Source organism: Octadecabacter arcticus 238, from assembly GCF_000155735.2.
Classification (GTDB): Bacteria; Pseudomonadota; Alphaproteobacteria; order Rhodobacterales; family Rhodobacteraceae; genus Octadecabacter; species Octadecabacter arcticus.
In genome coordinates, this window is the sequence record NC_020908.1 from 792,212 (window position 1) to 812,272 (window position 20,061).

At 56.6% G+C, this 20,061-nt stretch carries 20 protein-coding genes, 1 tRNA gene and 1 pseudogene; 10 read left to right on the top strand and 12 right to left on the bottom strand.

What is annotated here, in order from left to right; translation table 11 throughout:
* Window positions 1–137: 137 nt before the first annotated feature.
* Window positions 138–725, top strand: a complete 588-nt coding sequence (locus OA238_RS04150) for a GNAT family N-acetyltransferase (RefSeq protein ID WP_015494207.1) — start codon at window positions 138–140, stop codon at window positions 723–725.
* On the opposite strand, the gene OA238_RS31395 is transcribed toward OA238_RS04150, so the two are convergent.
* From OA238_RS31395 to OA238_RS04195, 10 genes and pseudogenes are all read right to left on the bottom strand, one after another.
* Window positions 722–898: a hypothetical protein gene (locus tag OA238_RS31395; protein ID WP_015494208.1), complete on the bottom strand. Its 177-nt coding sequence runs from the start codon at window positions 896–898 to the stop codon at window positions 722–724. The two genes, OA238_RS04150 and OA238_RS31395, sit on opposite strands and share 4 nt — an antisense overlap.
* A 216-nt stretch (window positions 899–1,114) precedes the next feature.
* Window positions 1,115–1,189, bottom strand: a tRNA-Gly gene (locus OA238_RS04160).
* 86 nt (window positions 1,190–1,275) lie between these two features.
* A complete protein-coding gene (locus OA238_RS04165) occupies window positions 1,276–1,662 on the bottom strand; it encodes an MAPEG family protein (protein WP_015494209.1) in 387 nt (128 codons plus the stop codon).
* Window positions 1,663–1,767: 105 nt separating this feature from the next.
* A pseudogene (locus OA238_RS04170) lies at window positions 1,768–2,364 on the bottom strand (DUF481 domain-containing protein); the annotation flags it as partial.
* 15 nt (window positions 2,365–2,379) lie between these two features.
* Window positions 2,380–2,583, bottom strand: a complete 204-nt coding sequence (locus tag OA238_RS33470) for a hypothetical protein (RefSeq protein WP_245581438.1) — start codon at window positions 2,581–2,583, stop codon at window positions 2,380–2,382.
* Window positions 2,584–2,756: 173 nt separating this feature from the next.
* The gene (locus OA238_RS04175; RefSeq protein WP_015494211.1) at window positions 2,757–3,581 is read right to left on the bottom strand and encodes a phosphodiesterase; all 825 of its coding nucleotides are present in this window, start codon (window positions 3,579–3,581) and stop codon (window positions 2,757–2,759) included.
* On the bottom strand, window positions 3,574–3,978 hold the full coding sequence (locus tag OA238_RS04180; RefSeq protein ID WP_015494212.1) for a VOC family protein: 405 nt from the start codon (window positions 3,976–3,978) through the stop codon (window positions 3,574–3,576). The genes OA238_RS04175 and OA238_RS04180 overlap by 8 nt, the downstream gene beginning before the upstream one ends.
* Complete coding sequence (locus OA238_RS04185; RefSeq protein ID WP_015494213.1) at window positions 3,978–5,039, bottom strand: zinc-binding dehydrogenase; 1,062 nt, start codon at window positions 5,037–5,039, stop codon at window positions 3,978–3,980. Before OA238_RS04185 ends, OA238_RS04180 begins: the two co-directional genes overlap by 1 nt.
* A 218-nt stretch (window positions 5,040–5,257) precedes the next feature.
* Window positions 5,258–8,701, bottom strand: coding sequence for a pyruvate carboxylase (gene pyc / locus OA238_RS04190; protein WP_044036270.1), 3,444 nt, complete (start codon window positions 8,699–8,701; stop codon window positions 5,258–5,260).
* 156 nt (window positions 8,702–8,857) lie between these two features.
* Entirely contained in the window at window positions 8,858–9,085 is a 228-nt protein-coding gene (locus OA238_RS04195) for a hypothetical protein (protein ID WP_044036272.1), read from the bottom strand.
* A 257-nt stretch (window positions 9,086–9,342) separates the two neighbouring features.
* Between OA238_RS04195 and OA238_RS04200 the strand changes: the two genes are divergently transcribed.
* Window positions 9,343–11,856: an ATP-dependent helicase gene (locus OA238_RS04200; protein WP_015494215.1), complete on the top strand. Its 2,514-nt coding sequence runs from the start codon at window positions 9,343–9,345 to the stop codon at window positions 11,854–11,856.
* A gap of 92 nt (window positions 11,857–11,948) precedes the next feature.
* Window positions 11,949–12,122 (top strand): DUF6157 family protein, encoded by a 174-nt coding sequence (locus OA238_RS33475; protein ID WP_275450506.1) that lies wholly within the window; start codon window positions 11,949–11,951, stop codon window positions 12,120–12,122.
* A gap of 141 nt (window positions 12,123–12,263) precedes the next feature.
* Here OA238_RS33475 and OA238_RS04210 read toward each other — a convergent pair whose 3' ends face one another.
* The gene (locus OA238_RS04210) at window positions 12,264–12,896 is read right to left on the bottom strand and encodes a LysE family translocator (protein WP_044037892.1); all 633 of its coding nucleotides are present in this window, start codon (window positions 12,894–12,896) and stop codon (window positions 12,264–12,266) included.
* A gap of 73 nt (window positions 12,897–12,969) precedes the next feature.
* Between OA238_RS04210 and OA238_RS04215 the strand changes: the two genes are divergently transcribed.
* Window positions 12,970–13,422 (top strand): Lrp/AsnC family transcriptional regulator, encoded by a 453-nt coding sequence (locus tag OA238_RS04215; protein WP_044037894.1) that lies wholly within the window; start codon window positions 12,970–12,972, stop codon window positions 13,420–13,422.
* A gap of 275 nt (window positions 13,423–13,697) precedes the next feature.
* On the opposite strand, the gene OA238_RS04220 is transcribed toward OA238_RS04215, so the two are convergent.
* Window positions 13,698–13,916 carry a DUF1127 domain-containing protein gene (locus OA238_RS04220; RefSeq protein ID WP_015494218.1) on the bottom strand — a complete coding sequence of 73 codons (219 nt, stop codon included), beginning with the start codon at window positions 13,914–13,916 and terminating at the stop codon, window positions 13,698–13,700.
* Window positions 13,917–14,205: 289 nt separating this feature from the next.
* On the opposite strand from OA238_RS04220, the gene OA238_RS04225 reads away from it, so the two are divergent.
* The 6 genes from OA238_RS04225 to OA238_RS04250 all read left to right on the top strand — a co-directional run bounded on the left by OA238_RS04225 (window position 14,206) and on the right by OA238_RS04250 (window position 20,031).
* Complete coding sequence (locus OA238_RS04225; protein WP_015494219.1) at window positions 14,206–15,303, top strand: Mrp/NBP35 family ATP-binding protein; 1,098 nt, start codon at window positions 14,206–14,208, stop codon at window positions 15,301–15,303.
* A gap of 3 nt (window positions 15,304–15,306) precedes the next feature.
* On the top strand, window positions 15,307–15,786 hold the full coding sequence (locus OA238_RS04230; RefSeq protein ID WP_015494220.1) for a GNAT family N-acetyltransferase: 480 nt from the start codon (window positions 15,307–15,309) through the stop codon (window positions 15,784–15,786).
* Window positions 15,787–16,379: 593 nt separating this feature from the next.
* A complete protein-coding gene (locus OA238_RS04235; RefSeq protein ID WP_015494221.1) occupies window positions 16,380–16,907 on the top strand; it encodes a division/cell wall cluster transcriptional repressor MraZ in 528 nt (175 codons plus the stop codon).
* 3 nt (window positions 16,908–16,910) lie between these two features.
* A complete protein-coding gene (gene rsmH, locus OA238_RS04240; RefSeq protein ID WP_015494222.1) occupies window positions 16,911–17,888 on the top strand; it encodes a 16S rRNA (cytosine(1402)-N(4))-methyltransferase RsmH in 978 nt (325 codons plus the stop codon).
* Window positions 17,888–18,253: a cell division protein FtsL gene (gene ftsL / locus OA238_RS04245; protein WP_015494223.1), complete on the top strand. Its 366-nt coding sequence runs from the start codon at window positions 17,888–17,890 to the stop codon at window positions 18,251–18,253. The genes rsmH and ftsL overlap by 1 nt, the downstream gene beginning before the upstream one ends.
* Window positions 18,250–20,031: a peptidoglycan D,D-transpeptidase FtsI family protein gene (locus OA238_RS04250; protein WP_015494224.1), complete on the top strand. Its 1,782-nt coding sequence runs from the start codon at window positions 18,250–18,252 to the stop codon at window positions 20,029–20,031. Before ftsL ends, OA238_RS04250 begins: the two co-directional genes overlap by 4 nt.
* Window positions 20,032–20,061 lie beyond the last annotated feature (30 nt).

The following is a 20,061-nucleotide window of genomic DNA, read 5'->3' on the forward strand; positions in this document are numbered from 1 at the left end:
TAGGGCGTGCGCCGCGCATCGCCAAGCGGGGTCGCGCGAAATGTGGCGATGTGGGCGTAATAGCCACAGGCCCAAAGGGTTGGAATCTGTGGCGAATCTGTATCAAGTACCGTCATCGATAACGCAGGAGAGAAATCATGACTTCAGAATTTTGGGATGTCCCTGTGGGCAAGATCGCGGCGGTGGTGACGCATTTACAAATGTTTGAACGTCCCGCCCCGCGCAAAATCCCGTCGATCACCGCAGAACTGGTGGCGCACGCGCGGCCGGACTTGGACTGGTATCGCGATCTGTTCACGCGGGTCGGCGGGCAGCACTGGATGTGGTTTTCGCGACTTGGGATGGACGACGCGGACTTGTCAGCGATTCTATATCGCGACGACGTGCAGCTTTATTCTGTGCGCGTTGATGGCCGTGATGAGGGGGTGTTGGAGCTTGATTTTCGCGTGTCGGGTGAATGTGAGCTGGGGTATTTTGGCCTAACACCTGCCATGGTTGGCATGGGGGCGGGGCGCTGGTTGATGGAACATGCGCTTGATAAGGCTTGGGGCAGCAAGAACAGCCGCTTTCACGTCCACACCTGCACGCTTGATAGCCCACAGGCGCTGCCGTTTTATGTGCGCAGTGGGTTCACTGCGTATCATCGGCAAGTGGAAATCGCCGATGATCCACGCAAAACAGGCGTTCTACCGCGCGACAGTGCACCGCAGGAACCGATCATTTAAACGCGAAGGGCCTGATCCAGAAAGCCTGCGACGTTTTTGAGGGTTATGTCATCGACGCCGTGCAGTTTGATGTGACGCCGTGCTTTGCCTGTGCCGTCCAGCATTCCGCTGGGGTAGTCTAAATCTGTGCTCTTTGAAAACTCGACCGCGACGTGGTCGGCGTAGGCAATCACGCCCGCGATAAAGCTGCCTTGTGTATCGGGGCGGTCAGAAGGCCGTGCCGCCGTACTTCGCAGTCAGGTAAGGGTTGGTTGTGACGTTGCCAGATAGATCACGGCGTCCACGATATCAGATTTGGTTTTGTAATCCATACCGTATCATGAAACTGCCACGCAACATCGGCAAGCGGTGCCTGCTGATCGTGCGTATCAATGGTGGATCTTACGAATTGGAGCGGGCGAAGAGATTCGAACTCTCGACCCTAACCTTGGCAAGGTTATGCTCTACCCCTGAGCTACGCCCGCATCCTATTCGTTGGGTCGATGTATAAAGTCTGGCCCTACCCCGCAAGAGCAAATGTTGCTCTTTGCGGATTTTTTAATCAGCGAACCTAGAACCGTGCAAACGCGAGGAAAATCAGGCAGAAAATTGACCCAAGGAACGATGCCAGCGTGAGCAGCATGCCCCCAGCACGCAAATTCATCTTTGGTGGAGACGCGGAGAAGCCGTAGCCATGTGCCGCGCGCCCCAACAGTAAGAGCGTCCCGATCAGATGGAGCACAATGGGGGTCGGGTTTTGCAAGTCGACCAACAGCATCAGCAACAAACCAAAGGGTGCATATTCCGCGCAATTGGCCTGCGCGCGCATGCGTTTCATCAGGCTTTTGTCGCCGTGATCGCCAAGTCCCAGCTGGTTGGCACGTCGATACATAATGACACGGGCGCTGAGCGCGAGGAACACCAGCGCGATAAGGGCGCCGTATAGGCCAGTGATCATGGTCGTCTCCGGTTTGAGTAGCCTGATATCAAACATGAAAGGGGCGGCTGCCAAATGCAACCGCCCCATTCCGTTTCAGTTGTGTGCAAACACGAATTTTTGAGTTTAGTTGAAGTTATAGACCAAAGACACGCCAAAGGCGTTGTCGGTGTCGTCTTTACCTGGGGCGGGATCGGTGTGGTATTCAGTGACCAACGACGTGCGCAGAGCCAAAGTTTCTGTCATCGACACGTTAAAGCCGAGGTCGTTGTAAACGACTGTATCGCTCTCGGACCCGATGATGTCGGTGTCGTTGGTGATGGCCAGCGTTTCGTTGATCTGGTTGCTGTAGTTGGACGACAAGCTAAGCGCGCCTTCATTCAGATCGGAAACAGTGTCCAAGTCTGCGACGCGGTAACCGACGCCACCTTGTACGGACCATTGGATGTCACGTGTGTCATAGATTTTGTAACCCACACCAAAGCCGAGGAAGTTGTCGGATGTGTCGAACGGGATGCTCTCAATTGTGCCTTGCAGCTTTGCAAAGCCGTAGTATGCAGCGCCGAAGTCACGTGTGTATTCCAGATCGTACAGCAGGCTGTCTTCGTCGACTGTGCTGTCGTTTTCTGAATACTGGTAGCTTAACGTGATTTCGTAACCGTTGGTGCCATCATAATAGCCCATGTTCGCGCCAAGACCGAGCGTTGCAGTGTCGGTGTTGCCGGATGTCGCGTTCGCCTAAAGAGCCAAGGACCCATCATAACCCAATGCGCGGCCTGAGTTGCCAAACTGGCGGTCGTCACGCTCAAAATCATCGTTGATGTCGTCGTTCAGTGTCTCAATGCGATTGTCTACAGCGCTGTCGCCAAGTACCTGCGCGAATGCGGTGCTGCCCAGCAAAGACAATGCGGTGCCCGCAACGAGAAGTGTTGTTTTTTTCATTGTTGAGTTCCTTCGAAAGCTTTCTCACGCATACAGTTTGTACCCGATATGTTGGGGTAACTAGGGTGTCGATTGGCCACTGCTAGGGGGGGGGCAATTCATTTGCCTGCATCATGATCCATATTTCGCCGATACGCTCAGCGCGGCTGGGCCAATTTTGGCCGACGCGTGCGCTAAATCGCTTTGCTCTCGTCTTCTGGGAGAGCGTCTGAGCCGGAACATGGGGTAAGATTCAACCCGATGTCTTCGCTGTGGGCGATCACGCCGCCCTCGCTCAGCAACAAGAGCCCGTAGGCTGCGGGTTCGGCGATTGAAAGCGTACTGTCGGGACGGATCAAATCAAGTGGGGCTTGATGGCAGGTGCTTTTGAACATGGTGAAAGCGACGCCGCGCGTTTGGCCTGAAATGGTCCGGTGGACGTGGCCACAAAACAGATGCGCAGGCGTGGCGCGCAGGCGATCCAGTAGATCATCACCATTTCTCAATGCAATGGCATCCATCCCCGGCAGGCCGACGGCATGTGGCGGGTGGTGCGCAAACACCAGTGCCATACGCCCGCCAGCCCCTGCAAGCGCGGCGTCGAGCCATGCCAAACGATCCGCGCACAACAAACCCGAATGGGCTGGGTTGGCAGCGGCATCATGGGTGTCCAGCGTGATGATACGGTGATGTGGTAGGTCAACAATGCGCTGCACGTGGCCTTGTGGAGTCACAGGGGCCGTTGGAAACGTGGCGCGAAACGGTGCGCGCTGGTCGTGATTGCCGAGCATATAGGTCACAGGGATAGGGCAGTCCTGCAGCATATCGCGCAGAATGTCGTATTCTTCCGCCCGCCCCGAATGGGTTAAATCCCCCATCAGAATTAGAGCTTTGGCGTCGGGATGATCGCGCAGCGCTGTGTCGAGCGATTGTTGCAGCCGCACGGTGGGATCAAGCCCGATGATGGTCTTGCCTGCGCCGCGCAGGTGCAAATCGGTAAGGACCAGTATCTTATCCATGTGTGTCGTCTTTCTCGCCGCTAAATTCGATCAAATCCCAGCGGTTGCTGAACGGGTCAGCAAACACGGCAACGGTGCCATAGGGCTCATGACGGGGGGCTTCCTCGAACGCGACACCCGCCACGACGTAGGCGGCGTGATCACGCGTGAAATTGTCGGTCTCAAGGATCAACCAGACGCGCCCGCCGCCTTGGTTGCCAATGGCGGCGATCTGTTCGGGCGTTGTGGCCTTGGCGATCAGGAACGCGGTTTCGGCGCCCTTTGGCGCGACTTTGACCCAGCGCTTGTGACCTTGGTCGGTGTCCTCAATCAGATTGAAGCCCAGTTGGCTGACAAAGAACGCGATTCCAGCATCATACTCGGGCACAAGGATCGACAGGGTGGACAAGCGTTGCATTATTGCGGAACCGTCAGGGTGATTTTGCCGACGTGGGTTTTTGCGTTGAACGCTGCCTGCGCTGCGTGAATGTCTTGCAAATCGTAGTTTGCGGCGATGTGGGGGCGCAGTTTGCCAGCCTGAACATAGCCGATCAGGTCGCCAAAAACTGACGTGGGTTGGAAGGTGCTGCCAAACAGTGTCAGATCATTCAGATACAGCGTGCGCAGGTCCAGATCGACAATCGGCCCCGCAATCGCCCCCGCCGTGACGTAGCGCCCGCCGCGTTTCAAACTGTCGAGCAGCGCAGGCCAGGCTGGGCCGCCGACCAGATCAATCACCACATCGAATTGGCGCGTTGGCAGGGGCGCGTCGCGGGCCACGATATGATCGGCCCCAAGGGCTGTGACCGCGTCCGCCTTGGTGGGTTGCGTCATCGCCCAAACATCGGCCCCGCGCAGGCGGGCCAGTTGGACCGCTGCCGCGCCGACGCCACCCGATGCGCCGGTGATCAGAACGCTTTCGCCCGAGACGGATGCCCGCTGCAACATGTTTTCGGCCGTGGAAAACGCGCACGGAATTGCAGCCCATTCAGCGTCCAACAAGGTGTCGTTTACTGCGTAGGCTTCAGCGGCGAAGGTTTTGGTATATTGCGCAAACCCGCCGTTATATTCGGACCCGAAGGTGTCGGTCATAAAGGGCGCGCCGTGCGTGCCTGTGGATTGCATGGTGCGCACGATGACACGTTCGCCGATGCGCGCGGCGTCCACATTAGCCCCGACCGCAACAATATAGCCGCAACAATCCGCGCCTTGGATGATCGGGAACTGCAGGGGGATGCCGGACCAGCCACCGTCGTCATCATTGGTGTCGGATACGGCGTCCGTCGCGCCGGTGACGGATTTTGAATACCAGCCGACGCGGGTGTTGATGTCGGTATTATTCACGGCGGCAGCGGCGACCTTGATCACAACCTCAGTGGGTCCAGCGGTCGGGACTGGCAGGTCGGTTTGCCACTGCAACATCTCGGGTCCGCCATGACCAAGGGTGGCGATGCCGGACATGGTTTTGGGCAGGGTCATAATAATTTCCTTATTGATCGCACAGCGCTCAAATGCTTCGACTTAGGTCAACTTGAACAGGTTTCGGCCTGTTCATCCAGTTTGATGTCATCTGTGCCCAGCGGGCCGAGAGCGGCGTGCATTTGAGCGTCACATTACTGTCGGGTCCGACCGCCATCAGCCGCGGCTGATGGCGCGTAATCCACAAGGACCGCGAAGAGATGTTACTGTTTTGCCGATCACTCCAACTCGATCAGCAAATCTTTGGTGTCGATCTGACTGCCAGCTATCACGTGAATGGTTTTGACGGTCGCGTCGCGTTCGGCGTGGATGCCAGTTTCCATCTTCATCGCTTCGATGGTCAACAACAAATCGCCTTCTTTGACGGCTTGCCCTGCCGTGACCACGACGCTGGCCACCACGCCGGGCATGGGCGCGCCGATATGGGCATCGTTGCCAAGTTCGGCCTTGGGGCGCTGCAGGGTCGTGGCGTCGGACGATCGGTTTGGCACGCGGATCGTGCGGGGTTGGCCGTTGAGTTCAAAGAACACCTTTACCTCGCCCTCGTCATTGGTTTCAGCCACCGCTTGCAGGCGGATTTCCAGCGTCTTGCCGGGGTCGATCTCGGCAGAGATTTCCTCGGACGGCTCCATGCCATAAAAGAACGTGCGCGTCGGTAGGGTGCGCACCGGGCCGTAGATTTCATGGCGCTGGGCGTAATCGGTGTAGACCTTGGGATACATCAGATAGCCGTTCAGATCTTCGTCGTCGAACGGTGCGCCACCCAGCTTTTCAGACAATTCTGCACGCACTGCCGCGAAATCCACAGGCTTGAGATGTTTGCCGGGTCGGGTCAGGTTCGGTTTTTCGTCCTTCAGGACCTTTTTGACAATGGCGTCAGGGAATCCACCGGGGGGTTGGCCAAGGTTGCCGCGCATCATATCGACCACTGAATCGGGGAAGCTGACATCACTGTCAGGGTCTTCGACCTGCGCGCGTGTCAGGTTCTGGCTGACCATCATCAACGCCATGTCGCCAACCACTTTGGAAGACGGCGTCACTTTGACGATATCACCGAACATCTGGTTCACGTCGGCGTAGGTCTGCGCCACCTCGTGCCAGCGGTCTTCCAGCCCAAGGCTGCGCGCCTGTGCCTTGAGGTTGGTGAACTGGCCACCGGGCATTTCGTGCAAATACACCTCGGAGGCGGGGGCCTGTAGGCCGGACTCAAAAGGTGTGTAGTGCCCGCGTACGGTTTCCCAATAGTTGCTGATCTCGCGGATCGCAGAAATATCGAGGCCAGTGTCGCGATCCGTGCATTTTAGCGACTCGACGATTGAGCCCATTGTCGGCTGACTGGTGTTGCCCGAAAAACTGTCCATCGCCGCGTCGATGCAATCCACGCCTGCTGCAGACGCCGCCAAAACGGTGGCGATTGCAGCGCCAGACGTGTCGTGAGTGTGGAAATGGATCGGCAGGCCGACCTCGTCTTTCAGGGTCTTGATCAACACGGACGCGGTGCCGTGTTTCATCAACCCAGCCATGTCTTTCAGGCCAAGCACGTGCGCTCCGGCCTTTTCCATCTCTTTGGCCATACCGACATAGTATTTCAGGTCATACTTTGACCGGTTCGGGTCCAGCATATCGCCAGTGTAGCAAATCGTGCCTTCGCAGACCTTGTTGGCCTCAATAACTGCATCCATCGCAACGCGCATGTTTTCGACCCAGTTGAGGCTGTCAAACACGCGAAATACATCGACGCCGGATACGGCAGCCTGGCGCACAAATTCCTGCACCACGTTGTCGGGATAGTTGGTGTAGCCGACGCCGTTGGAGGCGCGCAGCAACATTTGCGTCATGATATTGGGCATGGCCGCACGGATGTCGCGCAGGCGCTGCCACGGACATTCCTGCAAGAACCGATAGGCCACATCAAACGTCGCACCACCCCAGCATTCCATGGAAAACAGACCCGACATATTGGCAGAATACGTGGGCGCGACGCGGATCATATCGATTGATCGCATGCGCGTGGCGAGCAATGATTGGTGGCCGTCGCGCATGGTCGTATCGGTGATAAGTAATTGTTTCTGATCGCGCATCCAATCGGCCACTGCCTGTGGGCCGGACGCATCCAGAATGTGGCGGGTCCCGTTCGGGATGTCTTTGGTGCGCTGTGTCGGGGCCTTGGGCTGGGCCCCTCTGGCGTCGGGTTTCGGGCGGCCAACGGTTTCGGGATGCCCGTTGACGGTGATATCCGCGATATAGGTCAGGATCTTGGTCGCGCGGTCACGGCGCGGTTTGAAATCAAACAGCTCCGGCGTCTGGTCGATGAATTTGGTGTGATATTCGTTGTTGAGAAACGTTGGATGTTTCAGCAGGTTTTCCACAAACGCGATGTTGGTGGACACACCCCTGATGCGGAATTCGCGCAACGCCCGGTCCATGCGCGCAATGGCGGCATCCGGTGTCGGCGCCCAAGCGGTGACTTTGGTCAGCAGGCTGTCGTAATAGCGCGTGATGACAGCGCCAGAATAGGCGGTGCCTCCGTCGAGGCGGATGCCCATGCCCGTGGCGCTGCGATAGGTCTGGATGCGGCCATAATCGGGGATGAAATTGTTGGACGGATCTTCGGTGGTGACACGACATTGCAGCGCGTGACCGTCGAGTTTGACGTCATATTGGCTGGCGCAGCCTGTGGCTTCGACCAGCGATTTGCCCTCGGCGATCTTGATCTGTGCTTGCACAATATCGATGCCGGTGACTTCTTCTGTGACGGTGTGTTCAACCTGCACGCGCGGATTAACTTCTATAAAGAAGAATTCGCCAGAATCCATATCCATCAGGAATTCGACCGTGCCAGCGCATTCGTAGTTCACGTGTTCGCAGATTTTCTTACCCAAGGCGCAAATCTGTTCGCGCTGTGTGCCGGACAAATACGGTGCGGGCGCGCGTTCGACGACCTTTTGGTTGCGCCGTTGCACCGAACAATCACGCTCCCACAGGTGATAAATCGCACCGTGACTGTCGCCAAGGATCTGAACCTCAACGTGGCGGGCTTTGATGATCATCTTTTCAAGGTAGCCTTCGGAATTACCAAAGGCAGCGTCCGCCTCACGGCGCCCTTCAAGAACTTTTTCCTCAAGCTCTGATTCGTCCATGATTGCGCGCATGCCGCGCCCACCACCGCCCCATGACGCCTTGAGCATCAGCGGATAGCCAACGGCTGCGGCTTCTTTTTTGATGGCCGCCATGTCATCGCCAAGCACTTCGGTGGCGGGGATAACCGGCACGCCTGCCTCGACAGCGACGCGTCGCGCGCTTGCTTTGTCACCGAGTTGGCGCATGGTTTCGGCGCGCGGGCCGATGAATTTGATGTTGTTGGCGACGCAGGCATCGACGAAGTCGGGGTTTTCGGACAGCAGTCCATAACCGGGGTGGATCGCGTCTGCGCCGCATTGCAGAGCCACGCGAATGACCTCATCAATGCTAAGGTAGGCCGCAACGGGTCCAAGGCCTTCACCGATGCGGTAGGCTTCGTCAGCTTTGAACCGGTGCAACCCGAGTTTGTCTTCTTCTGCATAGACCGCGACGGTTTTCTTACCCATCTCATTGGCGGCGCGCATGATGCGGATGGCGATTTCGCCCCGATTAGCGATCAGGATTTTCTTAAAGTCAGCCATTTAGCGGTCCCCTCATTTTGCAGTTGCAGCATTTATGAGGGGTTTTTGACTACTGTAAACAGCATTCACCTGAAATATTTATCGATAACGAAGCTAACATGCGCTTTTGTACCGCTGGTCGGGTCACCTGTTGACCGATGATTAGCGTTATGGATGTTAGTACATCATTCCGCCGTCATCAGACACCAACGAAGCAGCAGCGACGAGCAGCAATATCATGAGCAACATCGGAAGGTAGCGGGCCGAACTTTCAGCCGAGCCTTCGATTGTCTGATTTTTCACGACCATTTCATCCATCATCATGGTCGGAGCAGTGTTCTGCGCCTGTGCCGTACTTGCCACTACGCTAAGCGCCATCGCAGCGCCGAAAGTTAGATTTTTCATAAGTTCCCCACTTTAATACGAGTTAATACGAGCAGTCTAGCAATCTGATTTGGGCACAAGTTATCGTTTTGGTTAAGTGCCTAGGTCCGAACCGTCCTTAAAAATGCATCCTCGAGTCGCAAGAACACCGCGCGGAAAATGGGGCGCTGCCCCCGCTGCGCGTCCCCGGGATATTTCTGAGACAAAGGCAAACATGGTGGGAACATTGTGTGAACGCGGGCTTTTCTTAGGGGCATGAAAAGGGTATATCGATCTCTATGAGCAGTTATTCAGACGAAGATGCCTTTGAGGCCGCCGCCGCCCCCGACGCACGGGCGCGACCATCCCTGTCCCAACGGGCGATGGCGCCGCCCCATGTAGATTACTTTGAGGGGTTGAACCCTGCCCAGCGGCAAGCTGTTGAGACGCTGAATGGTCCTGTGCTGATGCTGGCGGGGGCGGGCACGGGCAAGACCAAGGCGCTGACCTGCCGGATCGCGCATTTGATGGCCACTGGCGGCGCCCGTCCGGACGAGATTTTGGCGGTAACGTTTACCAACAAAGCCGCGCGCGAAATGATGAATCGCATCGGTGGGCTGACGCAAGGCGCGTCAGACGGGATGCGCTGGCTTGGCACGTTCCATGCAATCTGCGTGAAGCTGCTGCGTCGCCACGCTGAACTGGTCGGGCTGAAATCTAACTTTACGATTTTGGACACCGACGACCAGCTGCGCCTGCTCAAGCAGCTTATCAGGGCCTCCAGTATTGATGAAAAACGCTGGCCGCCGCGCATGTTGGCGGGTATCATTGATGGATGGAAGAACAAGGCCTGGACGCCAGCCCAAGTTCCGGTCGGCGAAAGCAGCGCCTACGACGACAAGGGTATTGATCTCTATGCCGCCTATCAGCATCGCCTGAAAGAGCTGAACGCCTGCGATTTTGGCGATCTGTTGCTGCATATGGTGACGATTTTCCAGACCCACGCAGATATTCTGGCGACCTATCAGCGCTGGTTCAAATACATCCTTGTGGACGAATACCAAGACACCAACGTCGCGCAATATCTTTGGCTGCGTCTGCTCGCGCAAGGGCACAAGAACATCTGCTGTGTCGGTGATGATGACCAGTCGATTTATGGTTGGCGCGGCGCGGAAGTCGGCAACATCCTACTGTTCGAAAAGGATTTTCCAGGCGCGCATGTGGTGCGGTTGGAACAGAATTACCGATCAACCGGACATATACTTGGCGCGGCGGCGGGCGTGATTGACGCCAACAAGGATCGCCTTGGCAAGACACTGTTTACCGACGGGGAAGACGGCGAAAAGGTGCGCTTGATTGGCCATTGGGACGGTGAGGAAGAGGCGCGTTGGATCGGTGAAGACATCGAATCCATGCAGCGTGGCACCCGTGGTCTGGACGCAATGCCGCTCAATTCAATGGCCATTCTGGTGCGGGCATCGCATCAGATGCGCAGTTTTGAGGACCGGTTCCTGACCATCGGACTTCCCTACCGCGTGATTGGCGGGCCGCGGTTTTATGAACGCATGGAAATACGTGACGCAATGGCTTATTTCCGGCTCGCGGTGAGCCAAGACGATGATCTGGCGTTTGAACGCATCGTCAACACACCCAAACGCGGACTTGGCGACAAGGCGGTGCAGACGATCCAGATCACGGCACGCACCAACGGGGTGAACCTGATTGAGGGTGCGCGGCTTTGTGTCAGCGGTGGTCTGATTAAGGGCAGGGGCGGCAACGCCTTGCGCGAATTGGTGCAGGGGCTGGATCGCTGGCACGCGACATTGCACGGCCAATCGCAAAGCCAGTCAAACGGGGTGACACGCGGCGACATGGCTGACGACGACGAATCCGTCATTGATGACGGCCCCACCGTTGAGGTCTTTGACGGCGCATCCAACGTCAATCACGTCGAACTGGCCGAAGTCATTTTGGACGAATGCGGCTACACTGCGCATTGGCAAAACGAGAAAACACCAGAGGCGCCGGGGCGGTTGGAGAACCTAAAAGAGCTCGTCAAAGCGCTTGAAAATTTTGACAGTTTGCAAGGATTTCTAGAGCATATCAGCCTTATTATGGACAATGCCAAGGACGAAGAAGACGACAAGGTCACCATCATGACGTTGCACGGCGCCAAGGGTCTGGAATTTCCGTCGGTGTATTTGCCCGGCTGGGAAGACGGGCTGTTTCCGTCCCAGCGCAGCATGGATGAGAGCGGTCTTAAGGGCTTGGAAGAAGAACGGCGTCTTGCCTATGTCGGCATCACGCGGGCCGAAAAGCATTGCACGATTTCGTTCACATCCAGCCGCCTTGTCTATGGCCAATGGCAAAGCCAAATGCCGAGCCGGTTTATTGACGAGTTGCCCGAAGAAAACGTTGAGGTTTTGACGCCGCCGGGTCTGTATGGTGGCGGATTTGGCGCCGCTGGCATGTCCGCGCGGGCCAATCCCGTCAGCGAAGGCATTGCATCCACGTTGCATGAAAAGATGGCCAAGGCCGACGTCTACAATTCCCCCGGTTGGCGACGTTTGCAAAGCCGGTCCCAGCAGCGGTCGATGTCGCAACCCAAAGAATCCCGCAATTCGGTGATCGACATGAAGGCCACGTCGTCCTTCACAACCGGAGAACGCGTGTTCCACCAGAAATTCGGCTATGGTGAGGTAATGGAAATCGAGGGCGATAAGCTGTTGATTGAATTCGACAAGGCTGGTGAAAAGAAGGTCGTGGCGAAGTTCATTGTCAGTGCTGACAAAGCCAATGATGTGCCGTTCTGAGGGTCCATTCGACCAATTACGCTAACGTTTTTGATCACGCGATCGCCTGACAGTAAGGCCATATTGGGCCCCGTGGCCGTCAAACGGGCAGCATCGGGGCGATGCAGTATGACAGATTAAGTGCAGCCCCATACGCCATGACCAGTGATGAATTGATCATCGCTGTGCTTGCCACGCGAAAAGACATTCCGGAAGGCGACTGGCCTGCGTCTTCGGCTGATTATTTCCGCAAGGGCCAGCCCTGTTTGCGCGTGTCGCCTTGGTGAAATCAATAGGCTAGGCGTTGCATCATGACACCGACAGCAGGGTCGCGTTGATCAATGTGGCGTCAGCACGCTTTGCAGCGCCGATGGCCGATGACAGCATTGGTAAGATTCACGGCATGCGCAACAAACGCGCCTAGACCGTCATGTCGCGCCGGTGAACAGGTTGGGAAACACCACCGGCACCAACGTCAGCACCAACACCATTGCCATTATGATGTTAAAGGTGCGCAAGCGTTTGGGCGACGTCAAAAATCGCTGCATCTGTTGGCCCAAAGCCGTCCAAGATGCGATGCAGGGCATGCTCACCGCGCCGAATGACAGCGCGACGACGGCGACAGCCCACAGCGCGCGTGATCCATCCGCGTCGGTGGCATAGGTGGTGATTGCATAAACGCCCATCGACCATGCCTTGGGGTTCACCCATTGGAACGCCGCCGCCTGCAAGAATGTCAGCGGCATACCTGCGGTTTCGGGTGCATCTGCTAACCTTGGCGCCGCTGTCGCGACTTTCCACGCCAGCCATAATAGATAGGCAATCGACACGATTTTCAGGATCCTGTCCGTGAAGGGAAAGGTGTCAAATATCTGCATCAACCCGACACCGACCAGCGCGATCATCACCGTGAACCCGACCGTCACACCAAACATATGCGGCAGCGTACGCCAGACGCCAAAATTCGCGCCCGACGCCATCAGCATCGTGTTGTTCGGTCCTGGTGTCACGGTTGCGACTAAGGCAAAGCCAAGCAGGGCGAGGAAAATTTCATAACTCATCAACGCAACTATATATGTCATAATGCGCAATGAAATTGCCAAATTGCTGCAGGTTGCGTTAAACGAACAACCTATGACACAGGTTGATCAAAGAAACGCGCGGATATTGCGTGAATTGCGCAGCGATGGTCGGATCAGCAACCTCGCGCTGGCTGAAAAAATCGGACTCTCACCGTCGGCCTGTTTGCGCCGTGTGCAAGACCTTGAACGGCGTGGCGTCATCACGGGCTACCGCGCCCGCCTTGATCCCGTGCAAACCGGACAAGCCTATGTGGTGTATGTCGCGGTGGGGCTGGCCGAACATTCAAAGGCCGCACAACTTGGGTTCGAACGCGCAATGGATCGGTTTGACGAGGTCGCAGAATGCCACAACATTGCGGGTGCCTTTGAATATCTTCTGCGGGTCGAAACGGCGGATTTGGCGGCGTATAAAACGTTTCATACCGACCGCCTCGGGACGGTGCCGCATGTGCGATCGATCACCAGCTACATGGTCATGGGGTCCCCGAAAGATATGCGCGCCTAACATGGCCCCGAATTTACTCGCCAAAATCGCCCCTAGAATCAAAAAAGCGACGAGACCCGGGAGGAGGTGGGTTTCGCCGCTTTATGTGTGGGCCACATCTCTGGGAGGAGAAAGCAGGCCCAGTCTTAGTCGATCATCAAGTGCGGCGGTGTCAGGGAGGAGGAAAGACACCGCCGCGTCTTGATCGCAGTGCTCAGACCCCAGGGAGGAGGAAGGGGTGGGCACGATCACGGAACACCTTCTGGGAGGAAGAGAAAGCCCCGTTTCCGGAATTCTTATGCTTCGCCGTAGGCTGCCTCGCGGGCAACGGCGCGCAATATGTACTGGTTTAGGCCCAGATCGTTCAGTTCACGCTTGGACAGTGATTCCAGTTCGCGCAATGTTTTGCGGTATGTCTGGTATTGGCCGTAGCGGGTGGCGACTGTGTCGCGCAGAGTGGTGAGGCGCAAAAAGACGGATGATCCGAAGATGCCTGTGTCAGATGTGTGTGCCATGTTTATTCTCTTTCAAGGTTTGACCCTGATTGTGGGTCTTCAAGTCCAGCGCCATATTGAGCCTTCGAGAACAGAAATAGGTAAAATGCTGCACTTGCACAATCCCCCGCCTGATCAATGCTGCTATGCAGCAGGCGCATGGTTGAGGACTTGAAATTGCTTAAGTTAGCGTCGCCATGAATTTTGACGCAGGGTAACTCCGCAAAGTGCACAAAACATCGGCGCTGTTGTCTTAACGATAGGCGGTCTAAGAACACAGCGAATTTAGGACCGAAAAGGCAGGTTGATTATGGCACAAACTAACGAGACGATTCTGGCAGCGCTTAAGACAATTGGTCTGGCCGACGGCGGCGATCTGGTGTCGCGCGATATGATCCGTGCATTGAGCATAACAGACGACAAGGTGCGTTTCGTTATTGAAGCCCCCGATGCGGCCATGGCCGGCCGGATGGAACCGATCCGCCAAGCCGCCGAAATGATCGTGGCCAAGATGGATAGTGTGGACTCCGTTTCAGTGGTGCTCACCGCGCACAGCTCAAACACTGGCCCTGCCAAACAGCCGCCGCCTGCCGACAAAACACCGCCGAACCTGACCATCGGGCGCCACCCGACCCCGCAAGACGGCCCCGAAGGCGTGCCCGGCGTGGATCGCATCATTGCGATCGGGTCCGGCAAGGGCGGCGTTGGTAAATCAACGGTTTCAAGCAACCTTGCCGTGGCGCTGGCCAAACAAGGTCGGCGTGTCGGCCTGCTCGACGCTGATATCTACGGCCCCAGCCAGCCGCGGATGATGGGTGTGAACAAACGCCCCAGCAGCCCCGACGGTAAAACGATCATTCCACTGCAGGCCCACGGTGTGACGATGATGTCGATTGGCCTGATGATGGACCCGAACAAAGCAATTGTCTGGCGTGGCCCTATGCTGATGGGGGCGCTGCAACAGATGTTGACGCAGGTCGAATGGGGCGAGCTGGATGTCTTGTTGGTGGATTTGCCGCCCGGGACGGGTGATGTGCAATTGACGTTGTGTCAGAAAACCAACCTGACCGGCGCGATTGTCGTGTCTACGCCGCAAGATGTGGCATTGATTGATGCGCGCAAAGCGATTGATATGTTCAACACGCTGAAGACGCCGATCCTTGGGCTGATTGAAAACATGTCGACCTATATATGTCCGCAGTGCGGTCACGAGGCGCACCTGTTCGGCCATGGCGGCGTACAAACAGAAGCCGAGGCCATCGGCGCGCCGTTTCTTGGCTCACTCCCGATTGACCTGGACACACGGCTGGCGGGGGATTTTGGTACGCCGATTGCGGCAGGCGATGGGCCGATGGCGGACGCCTTTGCGACCCTCGCCAAGCGGCTGATCGACAGCGGCATAAGCTGACGCTTGCAGATCCGTCCCGCCACTGATGCCGATTGGCCTGCGATCTGGGGCACCCTGCGTCCGGTGTTTCGCGCAGGTGAAACCTACGCCATAGACCGCGATATATCTGAGGCCGCTGCGCGCGCCCTGTGGCTGGATGCTCCCGCTGCGACTTATATCGCGCACGATAATGCGGTTTTGGGCACCTATTTTATCAAGACCAACCATCAAGGCGGTGCGCGCCATGTCTGCAATTGTGGCTATGTCACTGCAGCGGCCGCGCAGGGCAGGGGCATTGCCGCCAAGATGTGCGACCATTCCCAAATTGCGGCCCGCGCGTTGGGCTACACGGCGATGCAGTTTAACATGGTGCTGGCGTCTAACGCTGGTGCGATCCGTCTGTGGCAACGGCTGGGATTCGATATTGTTGGCACGCTGCCATTGGGGTTTGATCACCCAACGCTCGGGCTGGTTGATGGTCATGTGATGTGGAAAGCACTATAGAGGCCTTGTCGCACGGGAAACCATGGCACTTTTCCTATCGCCACGAATCAAATTCATAAAGTAGGCTGGTAATTCGGCGATAAATAGCTGAATCCTGCCGCAGATTTATGCTACTTGACGGGGAAACCAAAAAAATATTGGGAAAATATGGGATATTTCTGATATTTTATATTTGTCTATATGTTGTGGTCACAACTTTCAGAATCACATGATGAGCGCTCAATTCACAAGCTTATCCACAACCTATTGTGTTATAGCGCCCCATAAAACACCATCCAGTTGCATGTTTTCCCAAAAAATCCTTGGCGTACCATGAATTCCCGTGCATACAGGTCGTAAGGAGACGGGCAGACAATACGGGGCACCAAACGACCCCACCAGCCGCAAGGTTAGGTTTCATACAGGCACCCATTTTCTTGAACGATGAGATCCGGCGCGCGAGCGAGCAGACATCCCCCCAGGTGGCGCGCGCAGCTGGACATACCCGGAAACGGGACGAGGGCGGTGGATCAGGCAGTGGCAGCAGTCTGATCCGCTGTTTTGCGTTTTAAATCAAGCACTTTTGGGGGACGAGTAGCGGGAGCCGCGGGACAGTGGGTCTGAGTTTTAGAGGCGAATTTAACCAAAAGGTTGACGGTAAGGGACGCATGTCGATCCCTGCTGACTTTCGCGTTGTGCTCACTGACGGCGATCCGCGTTGCCCCGAGACTCCGCTCCCCCGCATGGTCGTTTTGCACGGCAAACACCTGAACAATTGTCTCCATGCCTACACGATTGAGGCGATGGAAGAGATCGAAGCGGGCATCAAAGCCCTGCCGCGTGGTTCGGAGGCGCGTAAACGTGCGTCGCGGATGATCCTCGGTAAATCGTGGGACACTGAAGTCGACAAGGATGGGCGCATCGTGCTGCCCCAACGTCTGCGCCAGCAAATCGGGTTGACCGGTGAAGCAACAATGGCCGCCATGGGCGACTACTTCGAGATCTGGAATGCCGAGACTTACGCGGAAACCGAAGCAGCAGAAGCTGTTGCGATGGATGCAGAATTTGACGGTGATTTTGATCCGCTGACTTTGATTTATCCACCGGAAAAACCGTCGAAAAATCCACCGGAAAGCGAGTGATCGATGGGGACCACTGATGACACCGCCCCCCATATCCCTGTTCTGATCGGGCCACTGATTGCGGCCTGTTCGCCTATTTCCGGCACTTGGCTGGACGGCACATTCGGCGTGGGTGGCTACACGCAGCGTCTTTTGGACGCTGGCGCTAACAAAGTGATTGGCGTAGATCGTGATCCCGCAGTGTTCAAAATGGCACAATGGGCGGTCGATAACCCCGCTGTTGAGCTTGTTGAAGATACATTTTCCAACCTTGACGCGGTTGCGTCTGACTTAGACGGGATCGTGCTCGATCTCGGTGTGTCGTCCATGCAAATCGATCAGGCAGAGCGTGGATTTTCATTCATGAGGGATGGCCCGCTGGACATGCGGATGGGACAGGAGGGACGAAGTGCAGCTGACATTGTCAATGAAACAGACGAAACCGATCTTGCTGACATTTTATATACATACGGGGAAGAACGTGCATCACGCCGTATTGCCCGTAAAATCGTCGAGCAGAGAGATCGTGAACCAATCACCACCACCCTGCGCCTTGCCAAGCTGATCGAGGGGTGTCTGCCCCGATCAAAACAAGGTCAAAGCCATCCTGCGACGCGATCGTTTCAGGCCATTCGTATCGCGGTGAATGACGAGTACGGCCAGCTTGCCGAAGGGCTGGAAGCCGCGGAACGCGCGTTGAAAACCGGCGGTTATCTGGCCGTTGTGACGTTCCATTCCGTTGAAGATCGCATGGTGAAACGGTTCTTGCAGCAACGTGGTGGTGGCATGGGCAACGCGAACCGGTATTCCCCCGTGCTTGAAACTGAAAAACCAGCTTTCGAGATTGTCACTAAAAAAGCCAGAGCGGCTGACGATGACGAGGTTGCACAAAACCCCAGATCGCGTTCTGCCAAATTGCGCGTGGCGCGGCGCACAGATGCGCCCAGCGGTTCGGTCGATCGATCAAAACTTGGCATGCCACAACTGAGGGCCACGCGGTAATGCGTTCGATATTTTTTATGATTTCGGGATTGATGGTCATGGGGCTCGCGTATTGGGCCTACCATGAGAACTATGAAACACAGGCGTCGTTAGGCGATGTGCGCAGATTGCACCAGCAGATGGGGGCGGCCCAAGAACGGCTGAACGTGCTTGAGGCCGAATGGGCCTATTTGAACCGTCCTGACCGCCTGCGCGACCTCGCGGAACTGAACTTTGACCGCCTGCGGTTGCTACCGCTTATACCTGAATCTTTCGGGCGCATTGAACAGGTCGCGTACCCGACCAATCTGCTCTTGGACATCTCGAATTCCATCGAAGTGTCCAGTGACAACGCACCAGCGGCGACTCAGGCGGCAAGCGAATGATCCGTACCCCCCTCCGCCCGCTGGCCCGTATCCTCAAGGCCCGCGATCAGGGTCAAAACCCCGACTCGATTGAGGCCGAAAACATCCGTTTGCGCAACGAAGCAGACCGCGACCACGACCGCAATCGCGCCGAGGGGCGTTTTTTGGTCATGGGTATCGCTTTTTTCTGTGCGTTCTTGGTCATCGGCACCCGCATGGGAATGCTTGCGGGGTCCGTGCCCGAAGAACCGATTGCGCAGGCATCAGGATCGCCCATTGTCGGACAACGGTCGGATATTGTTGATCGAAACGGCCGCGTTCTGGCGACAAACCTTGATACACACAGTCTTTACGCGCAAATCCCCGACATGATTGACCCTGCAAAAGCGGCGCGTGATCTGGCGGCGATTTTCCCTGAACTGGAAGAAGACGACCTTCTCAAAGACTTCACCGGTGAACGTCGGTTCCTCTGGATCAGGCGCGAAATTTCCCCTGAACAGATGCAAGCTGTCCACGATATCGGCGATCCCGGTCTGTTGTTTGGCCCGCGTGAAATGCGGCTTTACCCGAACGGATCGGTTGCTGCACATATTCTTGGCGGCGCGACCTACGGGCGCGAAGGCGTCCATTCTGCCGAAGTTATCGGCGTCGCAGGGGTTGAAAAATACTTCGACGATTTCTTGCGTGATCCCGCCAATGAAGGCGCGCCGCTGGAATTGTCGATCGATCTGACCGTGCAGGCCGCTAGCGAACGGGTGTTGCAGGGCGGCATGATGTTGATGTCCGCCAAAGGCGCGTCATCGGTGTTGATGGATGTCCACACGGGCGAAATCATCTCGATGGTTTCGCTGCCGGATTTTGACCCCAACGACCGCCCCCGCATCCTGACTGAAGGCGACCAGTCCGACAGCGTGTTGTTCAACCGCGCGTTGCAGGGCGTCTACGAACTGGGCAGTGTCTTCAAGATATTCGCGGTCAGCCAAGCCATTGAGCTTGGCTTGATCGAAGCTGGCACCATGATCGACACCAGCGGCCCACTGACATGGGGCCGCTTTCGGATTCGTGATTTTCACGATTATGGCCCGGAGTTGAGCGCTGAGAACGTGATCGTCGAATCGTCCAACATTGGCACGGCGCGCATTGCGATGATGATCGGTGCGGATCGCCAACGCGAATTCCTCGGCACGCTCGGCTTGCTTCTTGAGACCCCCGTTGAAATGGTTGAGGCCCCAACAGGCGATCCTTTGCTGCCGGCCAATTGGTCGGAAATATCAACGATGACAATATCTTACGGACATGGGTTGTCTTCTTCGCCCGTCCACCTTGCGACGGCCTATGCCAGCCTGCTGAATGGTGGTTACCGTGTTGAGCCGACCATCGTGCGTCAAGACGGGCCGCGACGTGGCCCCCGCGTGGTCAGCGAACAGGTGTCGGCTGCAGCCCGCGATATGCTGCGCGCTGTAGTTGTGCGCGGCACTGCATCATTTGGCGATGTTGTTGGCTACAACGTTGGCGGCAAGACTGGAACGGCAGATAAGCCGCGCCCCTCGGGCGGCTATTATGATGATCGCACCATCGCGACGTTCGCGTCCGTGTTTCCCGCCAACGATCCCCGATATGTTTTGATCGTCACACTGGATGAACCATCTGTTGAGGCACTGGGTGAACAGCGCCGCACTGCCGGTTGGACAGCGGTGCCTGTAGCCGCTGAAATGATCCGTCGCGTGGCACCGCTTTTGGGCATGCGTCCGGACGTTGAAACCCTGACGCCAACGGGTGTATCACTGTCCTCAAATTGAGGCCCCCAGTTTAAGGCGCTTTGATTGAAG